We start from the raw sequence: 20,407 nt of genomic DNA, 5'->3' as shown, positions 1-20,407 counted from the left end.
TTTAGCTGGATGTCTCAAGATTAAATTCGGTTTCACAGACAGTATCTATTATCCCAGTACCTTACTTATGGAGAATAATAATGACAACCGTCTCTGCAATAGGGGCGATAGCGGCTTTAGTGGTTGCCATCGTTCTGATATTAAGAAAAGTCTCACCGGCTTATAGCATGATGATTGGTGCTTTGGTTGGTGGTTTAATTGGCGGCGCCGATTTGGTTCAAACAGTTACGTTAATGGTGACCGGTGCACAAGGTATAACTAACGCCGTATTACGGATTCTGGCCGCTGGCGTGCTGGCTGGGGTATTAATTGAATCAGGCGCGGCAAACACCATTGCGGAAACCGTCGTGCGTAAAGTTGGGGAAACCCGGGCACTATTAGCGTTGGCCATCGCGACCATGTTATTAACCGCCGTTGGCGTATTTATTGATGTAGCGGTGATTACCGTTGCGCCAATTGCACTTTCCATTGCCCAACGAGCTGACCTGTCAAAAATGGCTATTCTGCTGGCTATGATTGGTGGTGGTAAAGCGGGTAATGTGATGTCACCCAATCCCAATTCTATTGCTGCTGCCGATGCATTTAACGTGCCGCTAACCTCGGTCATGATGGCGGGTATTGTGCCAGGAATTTTTGGTCTTATCGTAGCTTACTTTCTGGCGAAGCGTCTGGTTAATAAAGGCAGCAAAGTTGAATCTCATGAGGTGATCTCTCATCAGGCTGGAAGTCAACCGGGCTTTTTAGCGGCTATCAGTGCTCCTTTAGTTGCTATTGCTTTGTTATCACTGCGTCCTCTTGCCGGTATCTCCATTGATCCATTAATTGCTCTACCGGTTGGTGGATTAGTGGGTGCGTTAATGATGGGGCGAATTAAACAAAGTAATACGTTTATGATAGCCGGTTTAAACCGTATGGCTCCTGTCGCCATCATGCTGTTAGGAACAGGAACGCTGGCTGGCATCATTGGTAATTCAGGTTTAAAAGAAGTGCTTATTGATGGGCTTACCGCTTCCGGTTTACCCCCTTATCTGTTAGCGCCAATCTCAGGTGCCATCATGTCAATGGCAACCGCATCAACTACCGCGGGTACCGCTGTGGCTTCCGGTGTATTCAGCCATACTTTATTGGAACTGGGTGTGAGTGCATTAGCCGGTGCAGCCATGATCCATGCCGGTGCCACGGTACTTGATCACTTACCGCACGGTAGTTTTTTCCATGCCACTGGCGGAAGCGTAAATATGCAAATCAGAGAACGCCTTAAGTTATTACCTTACGAAACGGTGATTGGATTAACTATCGCTATTGTTTCTACATTGATGTTTGGTGTGTTTGGACTGGCAGGATAGAGCTAATATGAAAATTGTAATCGCACCCGACTCTTTTAAGGAAAGCTTGTCTGCTATGCAGGTCGCTACTGCAATTCAGCAGGGATTTCATGAAATTTATCCTGATGCTGAATATATTAAAGTCCCCATGGCAGACGGCGGTGAAGGAACGGTTGTTTCTATGGTTGAAGCGACCGGTGGGCAGTATTTTAGACAATCGGTCACCGGCCCATTGGGTCAACCGGTTGATGGCTATTGGGGATTGATGGGCGATGGTAAAACCGCGGTAATCGAAATGGCGGCTGCATCCGGGCTTCATCATGTTCCACCTGAATTACGCAATCCCTTATTGACCACCAGTCAGGGTACCGGAGAGTTAGTTCTGGCGGCGTTGGCGTTAGGTGTTAAACATATTATCCTCGGGATAGGTGGCAGCGCGACTAACGATGGTGGCGCGGGTATGATGCAGGCTCTTGGCGTACAATTTAAAGATGCTCAGGGCAATTCACTCAATGTTGGTGGCGGAGCCCTGAGTAATCTGGCTGACATTGATGTAAGTGGATTAGACCCTCGTTTAGCTGACGTAACCATTACCGTGGCTTGTGATGTTAATAATCCACTGTGTGGGCCATCCGGCGCATCGGCAATATTTGGCCCGCAAAAAGGGGCTACACCAGAAATGGTTAAAACGCTGGATGCGGCACTATTCTCTTATGGTTTATTGATTGAGAAAGTGACGGGAAATTCAGTATTAAATGCAGCGGGGGCCGGTGCCGCAGGTGGAATGGGCGCGGCGTTATTGGGGTTATTAAATGCAGAACTTAAACCGGGTATAGATATTGTTATCAAAGCATTAGATCTGGAGCATCTGTTAGAAGGCGCGGATCTGGTCATTACCGGCGAAGGACGTATTGATAGCCAGAGTATTCATGGTAAAACGCCAATTGGTGTGGCGCGTTCAGCTAAACGCTTTAATAAACCGGTTATTGCACTGGCCGGAGGATTAACTCCGGATCATCAGGTGGTACATGATCATGGTCTGGATGCGGTGTTCTCTGTGCTTACCCGGGTGGGTTCATTGCCGGACGCTTTGCAGCAAGCAGAAGATAATCTGAAAATTACAGCAAGGAATATAGCCAGTATCTGGAAAATGGCTCAAATATCCCCCAAAAATTAACAGGGATACACGTAATAAAGGAGCCTGCGGGCTCCTTTATTTATGTAAATAAAATCAATTACTCATAAAACCAGACATAATAGATATCCAGCAACAGAACAATGATCCAAATAACGATATAAATCATCATATGTTCCCGAATATTATTCATCACTGCCTCAATAATGCGTGATATCAGGTCTTTCTTTTCTTTCACCTTAACCTCTTTAGTGGCTTTTCGGTTTTGCTGATGCTTCCGGCAAACGAGCAAGATAACGCCCGATAAACAGGGCACAAAGTAACATTCCGGCGAGAAATATAACTAATCCAGTCCAGCCATAGTTATGCCAGAAAAAACCACCTAAGGTTCCGGCGATGCTGGAACCGACATAGTAGAAAAACAAATACAGTGCTGATGCCTGACCTTTGGCTCGTTTAGCCCGGTGGCCAATCCAACTGCTGGCGATGGAGTGTGCGGCAAAAAAACCGGGAGTAAAGATCAGCATACCAATAAAGATAAGCCAGATTGATGAAAACAGACTAATACATAGCCCTAATAACATCAGTGCGACAGAGCAGAGAAATACCGGGCCACGACCATATTTTACGCTCAAAGAACCGGCTTTAGGAGAACTAAGGGTACCCGTCAGGTAAACCAGAGAGAGTAAGCCAATAAATGCCTGACTGATATAGTAAGGAGGTTCCATCAGACGATAGCCGATGTAGTTAAATAGCGTAACAAACGCCCCCATTAATAAAAAGCCCTCAGCAAACAGCAGAGGCAGGCCACGGTCATGCCAGTGTAAACGAAAGTTTATTAACAAGGTTCGGGGGCGCAGAGATGAGGGGCGAAAGTGACCAGAAGGAGGCAATATACGCCAAAAGACAATAGCCGCAATCAGGGCAATACAGCCAATGCTACCCAGCGTAATTCGCCATGAGAACAGGTCTGTCATCACGCCGCTGATAAGCCGCCCACTCATACCACCAATAGAGTTACCGCTGATATATAGCCCCATAGCGAAAGCGACAAACATTGGGTCAATCTCTTCGCTAAGGTAGGTCATCGCAACCGCAGCCACTCCGCTTAATGCCAGGCCAACCAACGCTCGCATGATTAAAATACCGTGCCAACTGGTGGTTAATGAACTGGCAATTGTTAGCGTGGCAGCCAGCATCAGGGCAACTACCATCACCGGCTTACGTCCCACAGCATCAGATATAGGCCCGGTAAACAGTAAACCTACCGCCAACATAGCGGTGGAAACCGATAATGATAAACTGCTACTGGCCGGCGAAATGCCAAAATCATGGGAAAGTATGGGTAAAATCGGCTGAACACAATAAAGCAGGGCAAAGGTTGCCAGACCGGCAGAAAACATCGCCGCAGTGACCTTCATAAAATCAGCGGTTCCCCTGACGATAAAAGGAGAACGGGAACGCGACATTTTTACTTTAGTGACGGGATTAGAAACCGGCAAGGTGTTTAAATCAGGTTCAGGGGCTGCCTCATCGGCAGAAGTCTCTGCCAGATTTGTCGGCTCGGGCTTATGCTGTGCCACGATGATTCCTCAGCCATAACTGGCAATAATCAGGAAATTAAAACTATACGTTGGTGACAAATATTGTCGGGTAAACGATAATCGAAATCCATTTATGATATTAGCCGGAAAATGCCAATTTTATTGCTGTCATCATCGCAGGTTGAATAAATAAGAACCAGTTAGCAGTAAACAATGGCTTAAATGATAGAAATAAAAACGAATCCTGTTAATCTGCCTGACGTTGTCGGTTAAATCGTATTGATTTTATTATATATTGCAACACATATAAATTCCGATAGCAGGGTAATATATTCCAAAAGATTTAATCAGCTGTATTCAGAGGCAACAACGTGAATAGAGAAGGGCAGCCGGGCCACATTGACCACATCAAACAGACCAATACTGGCGCGGTATATCGACTTATCGATCAGTATGGTCCTGTATCACGTATTGATTTGTCTAAACTCTCCCATCTGGCGCCAGCCAGCATCACTAAGATCGTTCGTGAATTGTATGATGCCCATTTGGTTAAAGAGACTGAATTCAGTGAAGCGGGGAGTCGTGGTCGCCCGGCAGTCGGTGTCGAACTGGATACTCAGGCATGGCACTATTTAAGTGGCCGTGTTCATTATGGTTATCTGACGCTGGCTTTAAGAGACCTAAGCAATCAGTTAATTATTGAAGAGCAAATTGATTTTCCCATCGATGAAAACAGCTCCTGGCTGGAACGCTTTATCTATCAAATAGAATCTTTTTTTACCCGCCATCAGAAACTGCTGGAGCGTCTGACGGCTATTGCCATTACTATGCCGGGCATCATCGATGCGACTGCGGGTGTGGTACACAAAATGCCATTCTACAATGAAGAAAATGTCCCGTTAGGCCCCATGCTCAGCAAAAGAACCGGCTTACCGGTATATGTACAACAGGATGTCTCTGCCTGGGCCATCAGTGAAGCATTGTATGGTGCGGCATTTGGCTGTCAAAATGTCATTCAGATCGTTATTGATGATGTGGTGGGCGCTTCTGTTATTACCGATGGACGAATTCTTCATGCAGACTCCAGTCGCCGAATTGAGATAGGGCACACTCAGGTAGATCCAAAGGGGAAAGCTTGCTATTGCGGAAATCATGGCTGTCTGGAGACTATCGCCAGCATGAGTAATATTCTGGAGAGAACTCGACAGCTGTTGCCTTCTCATCCCGACTCTATGCTTAATTTCTCACCGGTTACCATTGAAAATTTATGCGATGCGGCTAACAAAGGCGATAAGTTAGCCAGAGAGATCATCTGTTATGTTGGGGAAAGCATCGGACATATCGCTGCAGTGATGGTTAATATCTTTAACCCGGAAAAGATCATCATTGGTTCGCCGTTAAATGCCTCTTCTGGCACGCTCTATCCGGCAATAGAGCAGAGTATTCATCAACAATCTTTACCGCAGTACCGGGCGGATATCCGTATTGCCCCAACTCACTTTGTGAATGTAGGAACCATGCCTGGGGCGGCTTTGGTGAAGATGGCGCTATACAATGGCTCTCTACTGGTTAAGCTTCTTCAGGGATAATCTGCTTTAAAAACTTAAACTTCCATTATTTACCTCTAAATAAGTATAACGCTTTGTTTTTTAAAAAAGATATCAGCTGTTTTAGCAAATCTTGAGCTAACGCAATCTATTCAATCAGGCCTTAGCCTAGACTTTTGATCCTGAGATGAATATCACTGCTTATGAATTCTATTATCTATTTGTTGCTTATTCCGTTTTAGCGACCCGGCATTTGATACGAATCAACCATTTATTTAGAAGGTTTCGGAGCAATAACTTTTATGCCGAATCGATTTTTTGTAACCGGTACTTGTACTGAAGTGGGCAAAACCGTCATTTCACGGGCTCTGTTACAATCGTTTATTAAACAAGGAAAGCGTGCTGTAGGGTATAAACCTATCGCAATTGCTTCCCACACGACCGATGAGGGGGCGCGAAATCATGATGCCATGATTCTCCAATCCTCCTCATCTATCAGTGTTTCTTATGATGAAGTTAATCCGGTAATCATTGAAGATCATGCGGCGTTAACTTATAGCGACAGTCCAATGGATTATGCGCGTCTTTCCCGGGGATTGAGCCATCTTCAATCACAGTCTGATGCTGTGATTGTTGAAGGTACTGGCGGCTGGCGTTTCCTGTTGAACGGTATGCGTCCTATTTCTGACTGGGTGATTGAAGAAAAGCTTCCGGTTATTTTAGTGGTGGGCATTCAGCTTGGTTGCATTAATCATGCAATTTTGACGGCTGAAGCCATTACTCGTGATGGACTGAAGATTGCGGGATGGGTAGCAAATCGAATCAATCCCGGTTTAGCCTATTATGCAGAAACCATCGAAGCGCTTAAACAGAATATTCCTGCACCATTGATTGGTGAACTGCCGTATCTCTCCCGACCAGAAGAACGAGACTTAACCAGTTTTATCGATCTGAGCCGCATAAAAAACAGCTGATATTGCATTGCTGTCATCTCATTAATCAACGATGATGGAAATGTGAGGCAGAAATTGAGTCCTCTCCTTTTGGCTTACCAGTAGCCAAAAGGTTTTCTTATATACAAACAGGCAAGGGGAAATGTAATGGTTGTTTTTGTTACCGGTGCATCTGCAGGATTTGGTCAGGCGATTGTCAGAAAATTTGTTACTCAGGGCCACCATGTAATTGGTGTAGCACGCCGTGCGGAGCGTCTTCAGCAGCTCAAAAATGAACTGGGCGATAAGTTTCTTCCCGTTGAATTAGACGTTTGCGATCGTGAAAAACTACTGGCTACATTAAATACACTGCCGGCTGCGTTTAAAAATATTGATCTGTTGGTGAACAATGCGGGTTTAGCATTAGGCCTGGAACCTGCTAATAAAGCGGATTTCAGCGACTGGAGCACCATGATTAATACTAACGTGACGGCACTGGCATCAGTTACTCATGCCATTCTACCGCAAATGGTTGAACAGAATCGTGGCCACGTGATTAACATTGGCTCAATCGCCGGAACATATCCATATCCGGGCGGAAACGTATATGGCGCAACCAAAGCTTTTGTGAAGCAATTTAGCCTTAATCTGAGAGCCGATCTGGCGGGAACTGCCATTCGTGTGACGGACGTTGAACCAGGGTTATGCGGCACCACTGAATTCTCTAATGTACGTTTTAAAGGGGATGATGCCAAAGCGGCCAGCCTGTATGAAAACGTCCAACCACTAACCGCGACCGATATTGCCGAAACCGTATACTGGATTGCCACTCAACCAGCCCATGTAAACGTTAACCGCATTGAGTTAATGCCAGTGGCGCAAAGCTTCTCACCGTTGAAAGTTACGAAAGATTAGTCATTTAATCCAAATATAAAAGCGCCTGTTCGGCGCTTTTAAGATTAAAGATTAGTGGCAATATCGCTTAAGTCGCGGAAATCTTCCGCTTGGTACGCCCGGAACTCAGATAACTGGCAATATAATCCTGAGAGATCTCACCGCTATACCGTCCTTCTTCATCCACAATTGGCATCCATACCAGGTTGTGCTCATAAAGTTTTGACAATACTACTCGCAGGTTATCTTCTGCTCTGGCAGTAATGGTGATCGGGTGAGTTAATTCACCACACAAACCTTCGGCACCGCGAGCTTCACGACGCTTGATAAAGCCTAATGGTTTTTCATCATCATTTACCACAATAATAGATCGCATATCATTGTCATCCATAATGGTAAACGCTTCACTTAATGGCGTAGAGCGGCGAACGGTTAAGGTTTCTTGCATATCAGTAACATCACCGGCCTGAACTAACAGCAGGCGTTTTAAGGTACGATCCTGACCAACGAACGACCCAACAAACTCATCAGAAGGTTTAGCCAGTAATTCATCTGGTGTAGCGAACTGAACAATTTTTCCCTGACGGAAGATAGCAATACGATCGCCCAGTTTAAGTGCTTCATCAATATCATGACTGACCAGAATAACGGTTTTTTTCAGCTTACGTTGCATCTCCTGGAACTCGTTTTGAATAGACTCACGGTTAATCGGGTCAACGGCACCAAAAGGCTCATCCATCAGTAACACCGGAGGATCCGCAGCCAGTGCACGAATAACACCGATACGTTGCTGTTGACCACCGGACATCTCTTCTGGATAACGTTTAAGAAAACGTTTTGGATCAAGTGCGACCATATCCATTAGCTCACTGGCGCGCTCTTTACAGGCCTTTTTATCCCAACCCAGCATACGCGGTACAATAGTAATATTTTCCTCAATGGTCATATTAGGAAACAGACCGATTTGTTGGATTACATAACCAATTTTACGACGCAGGGTAACAGTATCTAACCCTGAAGTGTCTTCGCCATTAATTAAAATACGGCCGCTGCTAGGCGTAATCAGGCGGTTGATCATTTTCAGCGTCGTGGTTTTACCACAGCCGGAGGGCCCCAGCAGAACGCACATTTCACCGGCAGGAACATGCAAATTAATGTTATCTACGGCGTTAAATGCCTTACCACTTTTTTGTTTAAACTGTTTTGTCAGATTTTCTAATTTAATCATTATCGAATTCCTTTAGGCGTCAGGGCAATTTGTAAACGGTGTAATAACCAGTCCATCGCGATCGCCAACAGGCTGATCATAACCGCGCCGGCGATTAATAAACGCGGGTCGCTTCGACTGATGCCATGCAATAACAGCAGGCCTAATCCACCGGCACCAATAACGGCTGCAATAGCCATAACACCGATATTCATTACCACAGCGGTGCGTACACCACCAAAAATCACAGGCAAAGACATTGGGATTTCAACCCAACGCAAACGCTGCCAGAATGTCATACCAATTCCACGACCCGCTTCTCTTAACCCGCCAGGCAAATTACTCAGCGCGATATGGGTATTACGTACAATGGGTAGCAGAGAGTATAAAAATACTGCTGTTACCGCAGGAACAAAGCCAATTCCCTGGCCAATAATTGAGAAAACGGGGATCATCAGGCCAAACAGAGCGATAGAAGGAATAGTCAATGCCACTGTGGCCAGACTCAGTATGGGTGTTGCTAACCACTTATAACGCACAATCAGAATGCCCAGTGGCACACCGATAATAATCGCCAGTCCAACGGCGATACTCACCAGAAGCATGTGCTGTGCGGTTAAGCCCGCGATATAGCCAGCGTCTTGCCACATATAGGAAAGAGTTTCCATCATTGCCTCCTTAAAGCAAACCGTTGTCTTTTAAGAATTGAGTGGCAACCCGTTCAGCGGATTGGTGTTCAATATCCACTTTGGCGTTCAGGGCCGAGATGACATCATTATCTAACAGTCGGGACAGGGTATTCAGGGCATCCGCCAGTTCTGGTGTAGCATTCAGAACTTCTGCACGTACGGTGGGCGTGACAGCGTAACTTGGAAAGAACCCTTTATCATCTTCAAGTACTTTCAGATCAAAGCCATTTACCCGCCCATCGGTGGTATAAATCAGGCCCGCATCAACAAAACCATCACGAATGGCGTTATATACCAAACCGGGGTCCATCTGACGAATTTGTGGTCGTTCCAGATTTAACTGATAGGTATCCTGCATAGGTTTCAGGCCATCAGAACGGTTAACAAATTCAGGATCAAAAGCTACCATCCAGTTATGTTTAGCATCGGTTTTCTGGATTTTCGTAATGCGTTCAACCAGTTGTGAAAGGGTGCTGATATTCTCTTTTTCTGCACGAGTACGCTGCATGGCAAAGGCATATGTGTTATTCATTTTTGCCGGTTCCAGCCAGACAATACCCTGTTTAGCATCCAGTTTTTTCACCGTATTGTAGGTTTCTTCTGCCGACATGGCGTCATGAATGTGGTTATAAACGATTAGCGAAGTACCCGTATATTCCCAGGCAATATCCACCTGCTTATTCAGCATAGCATTACGAATAATCGTAGAAGCGAGGTCTGTTTTAGGGATAACGTTAATACCTTTAGTTGCCAGGTATTGAACAGTAATGGCAGAAAGAATGTGCTGTTCAGTAAAGTTTTTACTTGCCAGCACCAAAGGGGCGGCGTGAACGGTGACGCTGGTTAATAGCAGTGCACTGAGTACACTAAACTTCGCCGTTCGTCTCCATTGTAGGTATCGTTGTTTTAATTTAATCATAATTATCCAAATCTGTTGTGGTATGTATGTATCTGACTTATTTCACCAGTTGCGGGCTTAGCACATAGCTGAGGCCAGCAAGAAGGGTATCCAAAGCTAAAGCGATAATGGCGGTTGCAGCAGCACCAAGAATTAGCAACGGGAAGTTATTCAGATAAATTCCGGGAAAAATCAGCTCGCCAAAACTGCTGGCGCCAATCAGGAAGGTTAATGGAACCGTCCCCACATTGATGGCGGCAGAAACGCGAACCCCGGACATAATCACAGGTAAAGCATTGGGTAATTCCACTTTCATTAAGCGCTGCATGGGTGTCATGCCGATACTGTTGGCTGCTTCAATTAATGAAGGTGGAATCGAACGAAGTCCTGAATAGGTATTGCGAACAATCGGTAACAATGAAGCAAGGAAAAGGGCAAAGATAGCGGGTTTATCACCGATACCCACAACAACCATGGCTAACGCCAGTACCGCTAATGGCGGCAATGTGTTACCAACATTAAATATCTGCATAGCCGATTCTGCCCAACGATGAGCAAAAGGGCGACTAAGCAGTACACCACTGGGTAAGCCAACAATCAGCGCCAGAAACATTGAACATCCGACAAGAAACATATGTTGCTTACCGAGATAGGTCAGATCTTCCGCGTGAAGTTTCAGCGTATCCATACCAATGCCGTAAATCAGTAGGGAAAGCACCGCAATAAACAGCAGGCCTCCTATCATGATGCGTCTTAGTAACGCGGATTTATGCATATATATTATCCCCCAGGATAGAGTGAACTACGAGTGAGCAATTCTTCAGGCAACAAAAAATCGTCACTAATGGGTATTAGCTAAACGAAAATAGAGAAAACATTGAATATTTCGGAAGTGTTCAGCAAAAAATATTAATTTATAGATGAGAGACAGCATTTCCTCAACTCATCGTACCTTTAAAGGTATAACATCATGTTTGAGCCAATGCCAAATTATCGGATGAATTAATTCATATGAAATTAATAGTATTCTTCGCTACAGCCCTTGTTATCACTGCGTTAGAAGAAATTTAACTTTTTTTACAACATAAAAGTTACAACGTAACAAATAATCATTAAGGCAATAATAAGAAGAAATTTTTGAGTATCAATAGATTCTGATATATAAAACCCGGAAACAAGGTATTTCCGGGTTTTTTGGTTGCTACATTACGAGGGGAATTATAAGTAAATTCTAATAAGAAATTGTTTCTAAAGCTTTTTTACCAACAGTAAGATATTTTTCTTCTAAATCAGATGTCGTATTAAATGTACTGATTAATAGTTTTCCATTCAGGCTGGAAATCAACATAACATTCTTTATTTCAAGATCATCGCTATCTGGATCCGGAGTTGTCATTTCAATCATTACTGCTTTATGACCATTGATCTTCACTTCAGTTAATTCTGGTGAAAACTCTTCAAGTTGAGCTTTCATCGCTTCACTGGCCAGAGATAATTGATCTTCCGAAATTTTATTTTCAGTCAAATTAAATGCAAAAGTAACTTTACCATTCTCAGCCTGATAAGCTTCACCAGGACGACTATCCGCTGGATATTTTTTCTGGAGCTGGCTATCTGACATCAGGGAAAAGTTTTCAGGGAATGTGATGGCAGCTTTCCCATCTAATATATTTCCCTTTACTTTTGATTCTTCAGAACAACCAGATAATAAAAAAACCGCAGAAATTAAAGTAGTAAATATAAACTTTTTAAACATTCGGGCTAAATCCTTATAAATAAATTATTTAAATGAACATGCCTTAAATCAATTTAAGGTGCGCGGGTAATATAATTTAAACATAATTTATGTCAAACACACTTTATAAAAAAATAATCAATGCATTGATAATAATGTATTTTATATTATTGAAAATGAGTAAGTGAGAAGTTAAAAGACATTAGTTGCAATGTATTTTTCAATATTTTATCAAATAATATATTGACAATATAAATTAGAATTAAGATATATTGAACAGAACAATATTTTAAATAAAATGCCCTCAATATAGAGGGCATTAATCATTAGGTTACGGTTGGGTTTGTGGCTGAAGATCCGGATGTTCAGTATCTTCTACAACAGGCGCTTTTTCTGAAATACTATTATCGGATGCAACTGGCGTAGCTTCAGCGACATGATGTTTGGAGTATACGATCTTCTGTTTGCCCTGTTCGCAATTACCAACCACAGTTTCACCCGTTTGCTCTGCCTGCTCAACAGGAACCACACTTAGCTGAAATCCGGATTCAGGTACACCATTGTTTATAATTTTCTGGGCTATTTCAGCTTTAATTTCATCACAAGTGGCAGCAAACGTAGCTAATGGAGTCAACAGCAGAGTGGCTGTTAGTAATAGTAGAGATTTTTTCATCGAGCGTTCCTCTGGTTGTGCATAACACATGGGTTATTCGATAGATAGATGACAATAACTTAATCATTCTAGCAGAAATTATCTTTTTAAATTTCTAGCTTCTTCAGGTTTTGTAAGACATTAGCAATAATAACCCGCTAGTAAGCCAGGCGGGTTATTACTGTTCAGAAAGGAGAGTCAATCGTAGCGTTATTCAGAGTTTTTCGAATTCGACTTAAACAGCGAGTAGTTGCGTACAAAAATAACGATGCCAAAAACAATGAATCCAGCGCCCATGATAAATGGAAGATTCGTCATACTGCCGTCTTTATAGCCAAAGTAGGCAAATACCAATCCCATAAAAAGATAAAAAATAGGGGCAATCAATATATTTTTAGGAGCCGCTGAATAGACTTTGGCATTTCTTTGAACAATCGTATTGTAAGTTTCAACAACTTCTTCATGTTTACCTGCGCAAGCTAAACCATGGCCCAGATCGTTTGCACAATCAGGGCATAACCCTTTGTGGCAGGCTTTACAAGTACCAATAGCCTCAACATCCTGATGATTAAAACAACGCATCCCTTATTCCTATAAAATCATAATATTTCTGCAATACCTGTACCTTACCATCAGGTCAAATCAGTGAAAAGGATATGGCTGTAATAGGTGGGTAATGAAGGGTGCTGGAAATAATAATGCAGCCCGCAGGCTGCATTATTTTACGTTGATAAGCTTGAGATTAACGGTGAGCTAATTCGCCATCTTCTTCTGATTCAAAAACGCTTTTATCCGTTTCTTTCAAAATTTGACTGGTGATAGTACCGGCAGTCATTGCACCGTTTACGTTCAGTGCGGTACGACCCATATCAATCAACGGCTCGACCGAAATCAGCAGGGCGACCAATGTAACAGGCAGCCCCATAGTTGGCAGCACAATCAGGGCAGCGAAGGTTGCACCACCACCGACACCGGCAACGCCAGCTGAACTAACGGTCACAATAGCAACCAGGGTGGCGATCCACATTGGATCGAATGGATTAATACCAACGGTTGGCGCGACCATAACGGCTAACATCGCCGGGTAAATACCCGCACAACCATTCTGACCAATAGTGGCACCAAATGAGGCAGAGAAGCTGGCAATAGTTTCTGGTACACCTAAACGGCGAGTTTGTGCTTCGACGTTCATCGGAATACTGGCAGCACTGGAACGACTGGTAAACGCAAACGTTAATACTGGTAATACTTTCTTGAAGAATTTAATCGGATTAATACCGCTAAAGGTCAGTAGAATACCGTGTACCACAAACATCAGCCCCAGAGCGATGTAGGAAGCTACGATAAAACTGCCCAGTTTGATCAAATCCTGAATATTAGAACCGGCCACCACTTTGGTCATTAACGCCAGAACACCGTAAGGAGTCAGTTTAATCACTAAACGAACCAGCTTCATTACCCATGATTGCAGGGTATCAATTGCAGTCAGAACACGTTGACCTTTAACTTCGTCATCCTTTAACAGTTGCAATGAAGCAACGCCCAGGAAAGCAGCGAAGATAACTACACTAATTATCGAGGTCGGGCTGGCACCCGTCAGATCGGCAAACGGGTTTTTAGGAATGAAAGACAGAATCAGTTGAGGTGTTGTCAGATCGGCAACTTTACCCATATAGTTGGATTCAATCGCTCCCAGACGCGCAGTTTCCTGAGCTCCCTGAACCAGACCTTCTGCCGACAAGCCAAACAGCAGGGTAATCATAATACCGATAAATGCGGCGATCATGGTGGTAAAAAGCAGAATACCAATAGTCAGGAAACTAATTTTTCCTAATGAAGATGCATTATGTAGTTTGGCTACCGCACTCAAAATTGAGACAAAAACTAATGGCATAACAATCATCTGTAACAGCTGAACGTAGCCATTACCAACAATATTAAACCATGAGATGGATTCTTTAAGAATAGGACTATTCGCACCATAAACCAGTTGTAATCCTAAACCAAAAATAACGCCGACAATCAGGCCGATCAGCACTTTTTTCGCCAGACTCCAATTGGTATGACGCGTTTGCGCCAGAAGAAATAGCAACGCTATAAAAACCAGCACATTTATAATTAACGGTATGTTCATTCCCGACCTCAGTCAAAATTATCATTCTGTTCAAATAGTAAGCAATAAATATTGCGTGGAAGTATTGTAACAGTTAAGCAATATTACTACTTATAGCAAAATAGTATTGTTTATGCTGTTTAATTGTATATAAAAAATTATCCATATGATTAGTAAGCTATTTATTTATGATAGCCGTCACCATTAGGAGTGATAGTTGTTATGAAAGGTCTAAAGGGCGCTGGTATCGAATGATAAAATAGGCTGATAACTGATGGTTAAATTCACCAACAATATCTGCTGATAACCCTTTAGTATGTGCATTCAGAGAATGCAGATTATCTTGATTAATAAAAGCAAAACCCGTTTGGTATTGAGACGGGGATAAATATTGCCACATATATTGATACAACCCCTTAAACACGCCCAAGCCAGCAGCTTGTTTTGATATGCAAACAGGGCCAAATACAAAAGGTTTATCCAAAAGCTCTGGAGAAAGAGTATGAATTAATGTTTTCAACATTGAATCAACAACCGGAGAAGGTGAACCGTCAGAAAAGGGCGACAGGCCTAAAAATCCCAAAACATGTTGTTTCTCACCCTCTGCAATCAATAATCCTAAGCGTTGATTAATTGATGACAACATGGCTGTTGTGAAACGCTTATCCAGAAAACCCCGGGAACGATCGCTATGTTCAACATCAGGATAAAAGGGCTCAGCTACTTTTAATATTTCCGGATAGTTAGCTGGAATGGCGCGTTGATATTTAATCATGTTAACTATTCCTTATATCGACCGTAAAATATCATCATAGCCCGAACAGCCAGTATCGTTGATTATAAATTGCTATGAATCTAATTTTATTAAGTTTATTTGCATTAACAGCGGATATTATTGAAACTTACTATTGGCACAAGATCATCGGAACGGGCAATGAGACACTCAAAGTAATGATTTGCTAAATAGCTTACTGTGACACTGTCACTAAAATAGTGGTAATGATATGACACATCCTGCGGCCAACAAGATTATTGAGCTTTACCAAACCCATGCAAAAGACTGGGACGCACTACGAGGAAAGTCACTGAATGAAAAGGCATGGCTGGATAAATTGATATCCATCTTACCGGATCCAAGTAACGCCACAGTATTAGATATCGGCTGTGGTTCCGGAGAACCGATAGCTCAATACCTGATTGAACAACAGATAGCATTAACAGGAATCGATAACGCATCATCAATGATAGAGATCTGTCAGAGAAGATTTCCGGATAGTCAGTGGCGAGTTGCAGATATGCGAACGTTATCGTTAAATCAAAAATTTGACGGACTGATCGCCTGGGATAGTTTTTTTCATCTTAACCATGAAGACCAACGAAAAATGTTCTCGGTATTTAGTGCGCATGCAAAATCTGGCAGTGTGTTGATGTTTACCAGTGGACCGGAGCATGGTGAAGCGATTGGCAGATTCTGCGGAAAGCAACTTTATCATTCGAGTCTGTCTGAAGAGGAATACAGACAGTTATTAAATCTGAATGGGTTTGATGTTGTTGACCATATTGTTGAAGATCCTGAATGTGGTCATCATACAATTTGGTTGGCCAGACATCGATAAATTGAAGGTTTGATATGGTGACTGTAAATGGATAGCGACAGGAATTACAGCAACCAAAGTGCCAGAAACTGCTTAAATCGTTATCGGTGCGTATAATGTATATTATGTTAAATAAGATATCTAAAAGTATTATATGTATTATCCCTTCACTCCTCATTGTTCTAAGCCCTTATTGCATAGAATTTAGTCAAGCTACGATTATTCAATATATCTTAATTTTACAGGCCTATCTTGAACTAAATACTTCATCTGTGTTCTGTTTTTTACTAAAAATCTAGATGAGATAGAGGAAATGTATACATCTACATTACCGACTATGATGAGACGATCTGTTTTTTTAACCATATATAGTATATTAGAATTTAATACATCTAAATTCTGTAAAGGTAAAATTGATGCTATTCAATTTCCCCTTAAGATAGATGAGTTAAATGGAAGAGGCATGAAAAGATGTATTATATTTTTGGAAAAAATTCTAAAATTAAAAAATTCTGAAACTATTAATAGATTAAATACAATGGGAATAATACGGAATTTTTGTATACATAATAATGGTATTATTGAAAAGGAAAATAAAACAAAAGTTTCACAATTAATCAAGTTGAGTAAAGGATCATTGATTATTCAGGATGACACTCTTGTTTTTAATGAAGGATCTATTGAATTTTTTATTGATATAATAAGACAGTTTTTTAATGAAATAGAGTCTACTCTTAATAATTAAAGGGACTGTAATTTAAATTGTGTAATTACGTGTTTTTGATATGTTCACTCCAACAACGGAGACAGGTAAACTATGGGCGAAACGGTACGTCCGGCTTCGACAGACTTCAAAACAGCAATATTTACCAACAGGTAAAGGTGAGTAATAGCAATAAAAGCGCCGGTTTTCTGCTGCAACTGGCAACGGCGCTTACCGTCAGCGGCATAGGTTTGATTTTCTTTATGGTGATCGCCTTTGCCCTGCCGGTATTTACTTCTAATTACGGCTCTGATGATATCGAGCTGTTCTCATGGCATTGGAACCCGGTTAAAAATCAGTTTGGTATCTTACCGATGATCGCCGGTTCAGTGCTGTTATCTGTTTCTGCTGTTGCCCTTGCATGGCCTCTGGCATTGGGTTTGTGCAGTTGGTTATTGAATTCATCCGCACCCTATTCTTCGGTTTCACGCCGTTTGCTGTTTCGCCCTGTTGCCGGATTGGTTCGTTTTATGACTGCGGTTCCTACCGTAGTGTACGGATTTGTGGCGATCTTTTTGCTGGTACCACTAATTCGGGAGGCTATGGGCGGAGGTTCCGGCCTGAACTGGCTTTCTGCGGCTTTGGTACTCAGCTTACTGCTACTGCCAACCATGGTACTGGTTATGGAAGCGGGACTTCGCCCGCGCATGGAACAACTGCATCTGACTACTGCTGCCCTGGGTTTTAATCGATTACAGTCTTTTGCTTACTTTGTTTTGCCACAAGGGCGGCGCTGTTTATTAACCGCGTTGGTCTTAGGTTTTGGTCGTGGTGTGGGCGATACTCTGATCGCTTTGATGCTGTCCGGGAACTGGCCTCAACTACCTTCGTTACCTGTCGACAGCTTACGAACACTAACAGCACATATGGCTCTGGTTACCGCTAACGAAGTGGGCGGAATGGCCTATAACTCCCTGTTTGCTGCCGGCGCTATTCTTCTGCTGATTAATGGTAGCGTGAGTCTGGCGCTGCGCCGTCTGGAACGTAGGGCTGATCGATGAGAGTCGATAGGTTAACCGTAACATTCAATATTATCGGCTGGTTGGCCGTATTGCTGTTGTTGTTGGCCATGGGTTGTATGTTGGGTTTTCTGTTAATACGCGGATTACCGACCATCAATTTGTCGTTATTTTTTGGTGATGTCTCCCCCAAAGAAGCTATTCTCGGTCTGCGCCCGGTATGGGACGGAATATGGCCAGCCTGTGTAGGTACACTGCATTTAGTTTGCCTGACGGTTGCGATAGCGTTGTTCCCCGGTATTGGCTGCGGTATCTATCTGGCTGAATATGCCAATGAGCGTCAGAAAAGATGGTTAGGTAGCGCCATTGATATTCTGGCGGGCATCCCTTCCATTGTTATGGGCTTGTTTGGCTTTACTCTGATTCTGTTTTTACGCTATACCTTTTTACCCCATGCCAATACCGGTATGTTGCTGGCTGCCGTTTGTCTCGCTTTGCTTATTCTCCCGTCTATTGTCTTAACCACTCGGGAAGCGCTAAACGCGATTCCTGAAGATTTACGTCTCACCTGTGCCGCATTAGGATTTAGCCGCCGCCAGCGTTTACGCCATATTCTACTCCCTGCTGCCAGCCGCGGAATTCTTGGCGGCATCATGCTGGCCTTTGGGCGAGCGGCAGAAGATACCGCAGTTATTTTGCTCACTGGCGTGGTGGCAAATGCCGGTCTGGCCAATGGGATTTTTGATAAATTTCAGGCTCTGCCGTTTACTATTTACTACACGGCTGCACAGTACCAAACTCAGGAAGAGCTTCAGCGCGGTTTTGGTGCCGCACTGATCTTATTACTGCTGGCTGGCGGGCTACTACTGTCTGCTTATGCGATTGAGCGCACTTATCACCGTCGCTGGAAAAAAGGATAACCATGAATAACGCTGCTCAGGTTCGTCATCTGACCATTACTTTTGATGGTAAACCTATCGTTAATGACGTCAGTCTGGATATTCCATCCCATCAAATTAGCGTACTGGTTGGGCGTTCGGGTTCAGGCAAAACCACCTTTCTTCGTGCATTCAATCGATTAAACGAAGAGCATTCCGGCTGTCAGACCACCGGTGAGCTCAGTTTAGACTTGGGTAATGGTTTAGAGAATCAGTCTGATATTTTCTCGGGGTCAGTTACGGCACTTCGCCTGCGGGTTGGAATGCTGTTTCAAACTCCCAACGTATTGCCCGTTAGTATATGGCGAAATATCGCTATGCCGCTGGAAAAGCTAACCAGCCTCTCCCGCGAAGCAATTTCACAACGGGTGGAGAAAAGTCTGAATGATGTCGGTTTATGGTCTGAAATCCGAGATCGGCTTCATTCTCCTGCTACCCGGTTATCCGGTGGTCAGCAACAAAGACTATGTCTGGCTCGCGTTCTGGCTCTGGAGCCTAAAATCTTACTGCTGGATGAGCCCACAGCATCTCTTGATGTATTGGCTTCAAAACATATCGAACAATTGCTGCAACAGTTAGCTGATCGTTATACCATTATTATGGTTTCTCACAGCCTGTCTCAAGCCTGTCGTTTAGCTAACCGGCTGTTTGTCTTCGATAGTGGCAATATGGTAAAGAGTTTGAATGAGCCGGATGAGATAACGGAAAAGAAATTAACTGCGCTGATTGAACCTCAGGTTTAAACAAAAATGTCTTTAAAATACGTTAACAAGGAGTGACCATGGCAAACCGTTCTTATCTCTATAGCCTTAGCAATCAACCCACCGCTTATGCCGATCGTCCTGAAACCATTTCCGGGCTTTCAGAATGGCCATACGGTATCCCTTTTTCCTATCGGTTACTGATGTCAGGAAACCCACAGCTATGCGCTTCGTTAATCTCGGACGGTTTTTCTGGCGAACCCGAAGGTAATAAAACCAGGCTATATGCTATCAGCAGTGATTTCGAAACAGGTTTTGCACGATTAAACAAATTTTTCTCCATTTTGAATACGCTGGTAACCAATGAAGCACCTCAGCTTATCGCTGAAATGAAAGAGGCAATTCAGTTTCTTGAAGCACATCGCGACCGCTATCTTCTGCTGGAAACCATTGAGCTGGATACCATGACTGAAAGCGAAGAAACCAAGCTACGTGCCTGTGTTGAAGATGAAATTAACAACTGCTTACTTGCCGGTGCGGCTGTTGATGCTCTGCCAGATAATGTTATTGAAGCGGGTGATATTTTGAAAAAAGCCACCCAACAACAGAGCAATTCTCAGTTCGATGCGTTTTATGGATTGCGGTTGGATGATGACTGTGACGACGCTCGTTTTGACTATCCTTTAGGGGCTTCCCAGTGGAGCGATATTCTGTATTTTAGCCTTTGGAACCGTGCAGAGTTCGATGCGAATAATTAACTAACAAAAATATTGGGTTGTC

At 43.3% G+C, this 20,407-nt stretch carries 21 protein-coding genes and 1 pseudogene; 11 read left to right on the top strand and 11 right to left on the bottom strand.

Annotated elements, in window-relative coordinates:
- Window positions 1–80 precede the first annotated feature (80 nt).
- Both I2494_RS01205 and I2494_RS01200 read left to right on the top strand, forming a co-directional pair.
- Window positions 81–1,346, top strand: a complete 1,266-nt coding sequence (locus I2494_RS01205) for a GntP family permease (protein WP_228350802.1) — start codon at window positions 81–83, stop codon at window positions 1,344–1,346.
- A 7-nt stretch (window positions 1,347–1,353) separates the two neighbouring features.
- On the top strand, window positions 1,354–2,502 hold the full coding sequence (locus I2494_RS01200; RefSeq protein ID WP_218465781.1) for a glycerate kinase: 1,149 nt from the start codon (window positions 1,354–1,356) through the stop codon (window positions 2,500–2,502).
- Window positions 2,503–2,560: 58 nt separating this feature from the next.
- Here the strand turns inward: I2494_RS01200 and I2494_RS01195 are convergent, their stop codons facing one another.
- On the bottom strand, window positions 2,561–2,698 hold the full coding sequence (locus tag I2494_RS01195) for a DUF2770 family protein (protein ID WP_228350801.1): 138 nt from the start codon (window positions 2,696–2,698) through the stop codon (window positions 2,561–2,563).
- A 10-nt stretch (window positions 2,699–2,708) separates the two neighbouring features.
- A pseudogene (locus tag I2494_RS01190) lies at window positions 2,709–3,908 on the bottom strand (MFS transporter); the annotation flags it as partial.
- 467 nt (window positions 3,909–4,375) lie between these two features.
- On the opposite strand from I2494_RS01190, the gene mlc reads away from it, so the two are divergent.
- From mlc to I2494_RS01175, 3 genes are all read left to right on the top strand, one after another.
- Window positions 4,376–5,593: a sugar metabolism global transcriptional regulator Mlc gene (gene mlc / locus I2494_RS01185; protein WP_218465782.1), complete on the top strand. Its 1,218-nt coding sequence runs from the start codon at window positions 4,376–4,378 to the stop codon at window positions 5,591–5,593.
- A 260-nt stretch (window positions 5,594–5,853) separates the two neighbouring features.
- Window positions 5,854–6,525: a dethiobiotin synthase gene (bioD, locus tag I2494_RS01180; protein ID WP_218465783.1), complete on the top strand. Its 672-nt coding sequence runs from the start codon at window positions 5,854–5,856 to the stop codon at window positions 6,523–6,525.
- A 126-nt stretch (window positions 6,526–6,651) separates the two neighbouring features.
- Window positions 6,652–7,398 carry an SDR family oxidoreductase gene (locus I2494_RS01175; RefSeq protein WP_218465784.1) on the top strand — a complete coding sequence of 249 codons (747 nt, stop codon included), beginning with the start codon at window positions 6,652–6,654 and terminating at the stop codon, window positions 7,396–7,398.
- Window positions 7,399–7,465: 67 nt separating this feature from the next.
- Here the strand turns inward: I2494_RS01175 and I2494_RS01170 are convergent, their stop codons facing one another.
- From I2494_RS01170 to I2494_RS01130, 9 genes are all read right to left on the bottom strand, one after another.
- Window positions 7,466–8,605, bottom strand: a complete 1,140-nt coding sequence (locus tag I2494_RS01170; RefSeq protein ID WP_218465785.1) for an osmoprotectant ABC transporter ATP-binding protein OsmV — start codon at window positions 8,603–8,605, stop codon at window positions 7,466–7,468.
- Window positions 8,605–9,252, bottom strand: coding sequence for an osmoprotectant ABC transporter permease OsmW (gene osmW, locus I2494_RS01165; protein WP_218466028.1), 648 nt, complete (start codon window positions 9,250–9,252; stop codon window positions 8,605–8,607). Before osmW ends, I2494_RS01170 begins: the two co-directional genes overlap by 1 nt.
- Before the next feature lie 10 nt (window positions 9,253–9,262).
- Complete coding sequence (locus I2494_RS01160) at window positions 9,263–10,189, bottom strand: glycine betaine ABC transporter substrate-binding protein (RefSeq protein ID WP_407657849.1); 927 nt, start codon at window positions 10,187–10,189, stop codon at window positions 9,263–9,265.
- A 40-nt stretch (window positions 10,190–10,229) separates the two neighbouring features.
- Window positions 10,230–10,946, bottom strand: coding sequence for an ABC transporter permease (locus I2494_RS01155; protein WP_218465787.1), 717 nt, complete (start codon window positions 10,944–10,946; stop codon window positions 10,230–10,232).
- 456 nt (window positions 10,947–11,402) lie between these two features.
- The gene (locus I2494_RS01150) at window positions 11,403–11,927 is read right to left on the bottom strand and encodes a hypothetical protein (RefSeq protein ID WP_218465788.1); all 525 of its coding nucleotides are present in this window, start codon (window positions 11,925–11,927) and stop codon (window positions 11,403–11,405) included.
- Window positions 11,928–12,237: 310 nt separating this feature from the next.
- Window positions 12,238–12,579 carry a DUF1161 domain-containing protein gene (locus I2494_RS01145; protein ID WP_218465789.1) on the bottom strand — a complete coding sequence of 114 codons (342 nt, stop codon included), beginning with the start codon at window positions 12,577–12,579 and terminating at the stop codon, window positions 12,238–12,240.
- A 189-nt stretch (window positions 12,580–12,768) separates the two neighbouring features.
- On the bottom strand, window positions 12,769–13,140 hold the full coding sequence (locus I2494_RS01140; protein ID WP_218465790.1) for a hypothetical protein: 372 nt from the start codon (window positions 13,138–13,140) through the stop codon (window positions 12,769–12,771).
- 160 nt (window positions 13,141–13,300) lie between these two features.
- Window positions 13,301–14,692, bottom strand: coding sequence for an L-cystine transporter (locus tag I2494_RS01135; RefSeq protein WP_218465791.1), 1,392 nt, complete (start codon window positions 14,690–14,692; stop codon window positions 13,301–13,303).
- Between the two features lie 199 nt (window positions 14,693–14,891).
- Window positions 14,892–15,446, bottom strand: coding sequence for a hypothetical protein (locus tag I2494_RS01130; RefSeq protein ID WP_218465792.1), 555 nt, complete (start codon window positions 15,444–15,446; stop codon window positions 14,892–14,894).
- Between the two features lie 229 nt (window positions 15,447–15,675).
- On the opposite strand from I2494_RS01130, the gene I2494_RS01125 reads away from it, so the two are divergent.
- The 6 genes from I2494_RS01125 (at window position 15,676) to I2494_RS01100 (ending at window position 20,385) form a co-directional block, all read left to right on the top strand.
- Entirely contained in the window at window positions 15,676–16,287 is a 612-nt protein-coding gene (locus I2494_RS01125; RefSeq protein ID WP_218465793.1) for a class I SAM-dependent DNA methyltransferase, read from the top strand.
- Between the two features lie 292 nt (window positions 16,288–16,579).
- Window positions 16,580–17,011, top strand: coding sequence for a hypothetical protein (locus I2494_RS01120; protein ID WP_218465794.1), 432 nt, complete (start codon window positions 16,580–16,582; stop codon window positions 17,009–17,011).
- 137 nt (window positions 17,012–17,148) lie between these two features.
- Window positions 17,149–18,030, top strand: a complete 882-nt coding sequence (locus I2494_RS01115) for a PstC family ABC transporter permease (RefSeq protein ID WP_218465795.1) — start codon at window positions 17,149–17,151, stop codon at window positions 18,028–18,030.
- Window positions 18,027–18,908, top strand: a complete 882-nt coding sequence (pstA, locus tag I2494_RS01110; protein ID WP_218465796.1) for a phosphate ABC transporter permease PstA — start codon at window positions 18,027–18,029, stop codon at window positions 18,906–18,908. Before I2494_RS01115 ends, pstA begins: the two co-directional genes overlap by 4 nt.
- A 2-nt stretch (window positions 18,909–18,910) precedes the next feature.
- Window positions 18,911–19,669: a phosphate ABC transporter ATP-binding protein gene (locus I2494_RS01105; protein WP_218465797.1), complete on the top strand. Its 759-nt coding sequence runs from the start codon at window positions 18,911–18,913 to the stop codon at window positions 19,667–19,669.
- Window positions 19,670–19,707: 38 nt separating this feature from the next.
- Window positions 19,708–20,385, top strand: coding sequence for a DUF7822 domain-containing protein (locus tag I2494_RS01100; RefSeq protein WP_218465798.1), 678 nt, complete (start codon window positions 19,708–19,710; stop codon window positions 20,383–20,385).
- The last annotated feature ends 22 nt before the right edge of the window (window positions 20,386–20,407 follow it).

Origin of the sequence: Limnobaculum allomyrinae, assembly GCF_016649425.1 — a bacterium.
GTDB lineage: Bacteria > Pseudomonadota > Gammaproteobacteria > Enterobacterales > Enterobacteriaceae > Limnobaculum > Limnobaculum allomyrinae.
The sequence above is the reverse complement of the archived record's forward strand: the minus strand, read 5'-3'. Positions and strand labels throughout refer to the sequence as shown.

Excerpts from the sequence above, each read along its gene's own strand:
- I2494_RS01205 (WP_228350802.1), top strand. The coding sequence starts at position 81 with ATGACAACCGTCTCTGCAATAGGGGCGATAGCGGCTTTAGTGGTTGCC.
- I2494_RS01200 (WP_218465781.1), top strand. The coding sequence starts at position 1,354 with ATGAAAATTGTAATCGCACCCGACTCTTTTAAGGAAAGCTTGTCTGCT.
- bioD (WP_218465783.1), top strand. The coding sequence starts at position 5,854 with ATGCCGAATCGATTTTTTGTAACCGGTACTTGTACTGAAGTGGGCAAA.
- I2494_RS01175 (WP_218465784.1), top strand. The coding sequence starts at position 6,652 with ATGGTTGTTTTTGTTACCGGTGCATCTGCAGGATTTGGTCAGGCGATT.
- I2494_RS01170 (WP_218465785.1), bottom strand. The coding sequence starts at position 8,605 with ATGATTAAATTAGAAAATCTGACAAAACAGTTTAAACAAAAAAGTGGT.
- osmW (WP_218466028.1), bottom strand. The coding sequence starts at position 9,252 with ATGGAAACTCTTTCCTATATGTGGCAAGACGCTGGCTATATCGCGGGC.
- I2494_RS01155 (WP_218465787.1), bottom strand. The coding sequence starts at position 10,946 with ATGCATAAATCCGCGTTACTAAGACGCATCATGATAGGAGGCCTGCTG.
- I2494_RS01150 (WP_218465788.1), bottom strand. The coding sequence starts at position 11,927 with ATGTTTAAAAAGTTTATATTTACTACTTTAATTTCTGCGGTTTTTTTA.
- I2494_RS01145 (WP_218465789.1), bottom strand. The coding sequence starts at position 12,579 with ATGAAAAAATCTCTACTATTACTAACAGCCACTCTGCTGTTGACTCCA.
- I2494_RS01140 (WP_218465790.1), bottom strand. The coding sequence starts at position 13,140 with ATGCGTTGTTTTAATCATCAGGATGTTGAGGCTATTGGTACTTGTAAA.
- I2494_RS01135 (WP_218465791.1), bottom strand. The coding sequence starts at position 14,692 with ATGAACATACCGTTAATTATAAATGTGCTGGTTTTTATAGCGTTGCTA.
- I2494_RS01130 (WP_218465792.1), bottom strand. The coding sequence starts at position 15,446 with ATGATTAAATATCAACGCGCCATTCCAGCTAACTATCCGGAAATATTA.
- I2494_RS01125 (WP_218465793.1), top strand. The coding sequence starts at position 15,676 with ATGACACATCCTGCGGCCAACAAGATTATTGAGCTTTACCAAACCCAT.
- I2494_RS01120 (WP_218465794.1), top strand. The coding sequence starts at position 16,580 with ATGTATACATCTACATTACCGACTATGATGAGACGATCTGTTTTTTTA.
- pstA (WP_218465796.1), top strand. The coding sequence starts at position 18,027 with ATGAGAGTCGATAGGTTAACCGTAACATTCAATATTATCGGCTGGTTG.
- I2494_RS01105 (WP_218465797.1), top strand. The coding sequence starts at position 18,911 with ATGAATAACGCTGCTCAGGTTCGTCATCTGACCATTACTTTTGATGGT.
- I2494_RS01100 (WP_218465798.1), top strand. The coding sequence starts at position 19,708 with ATGGCAAACCGTTCTTATCTCTATAGCCTTAGCAATCAACCCACCGCT.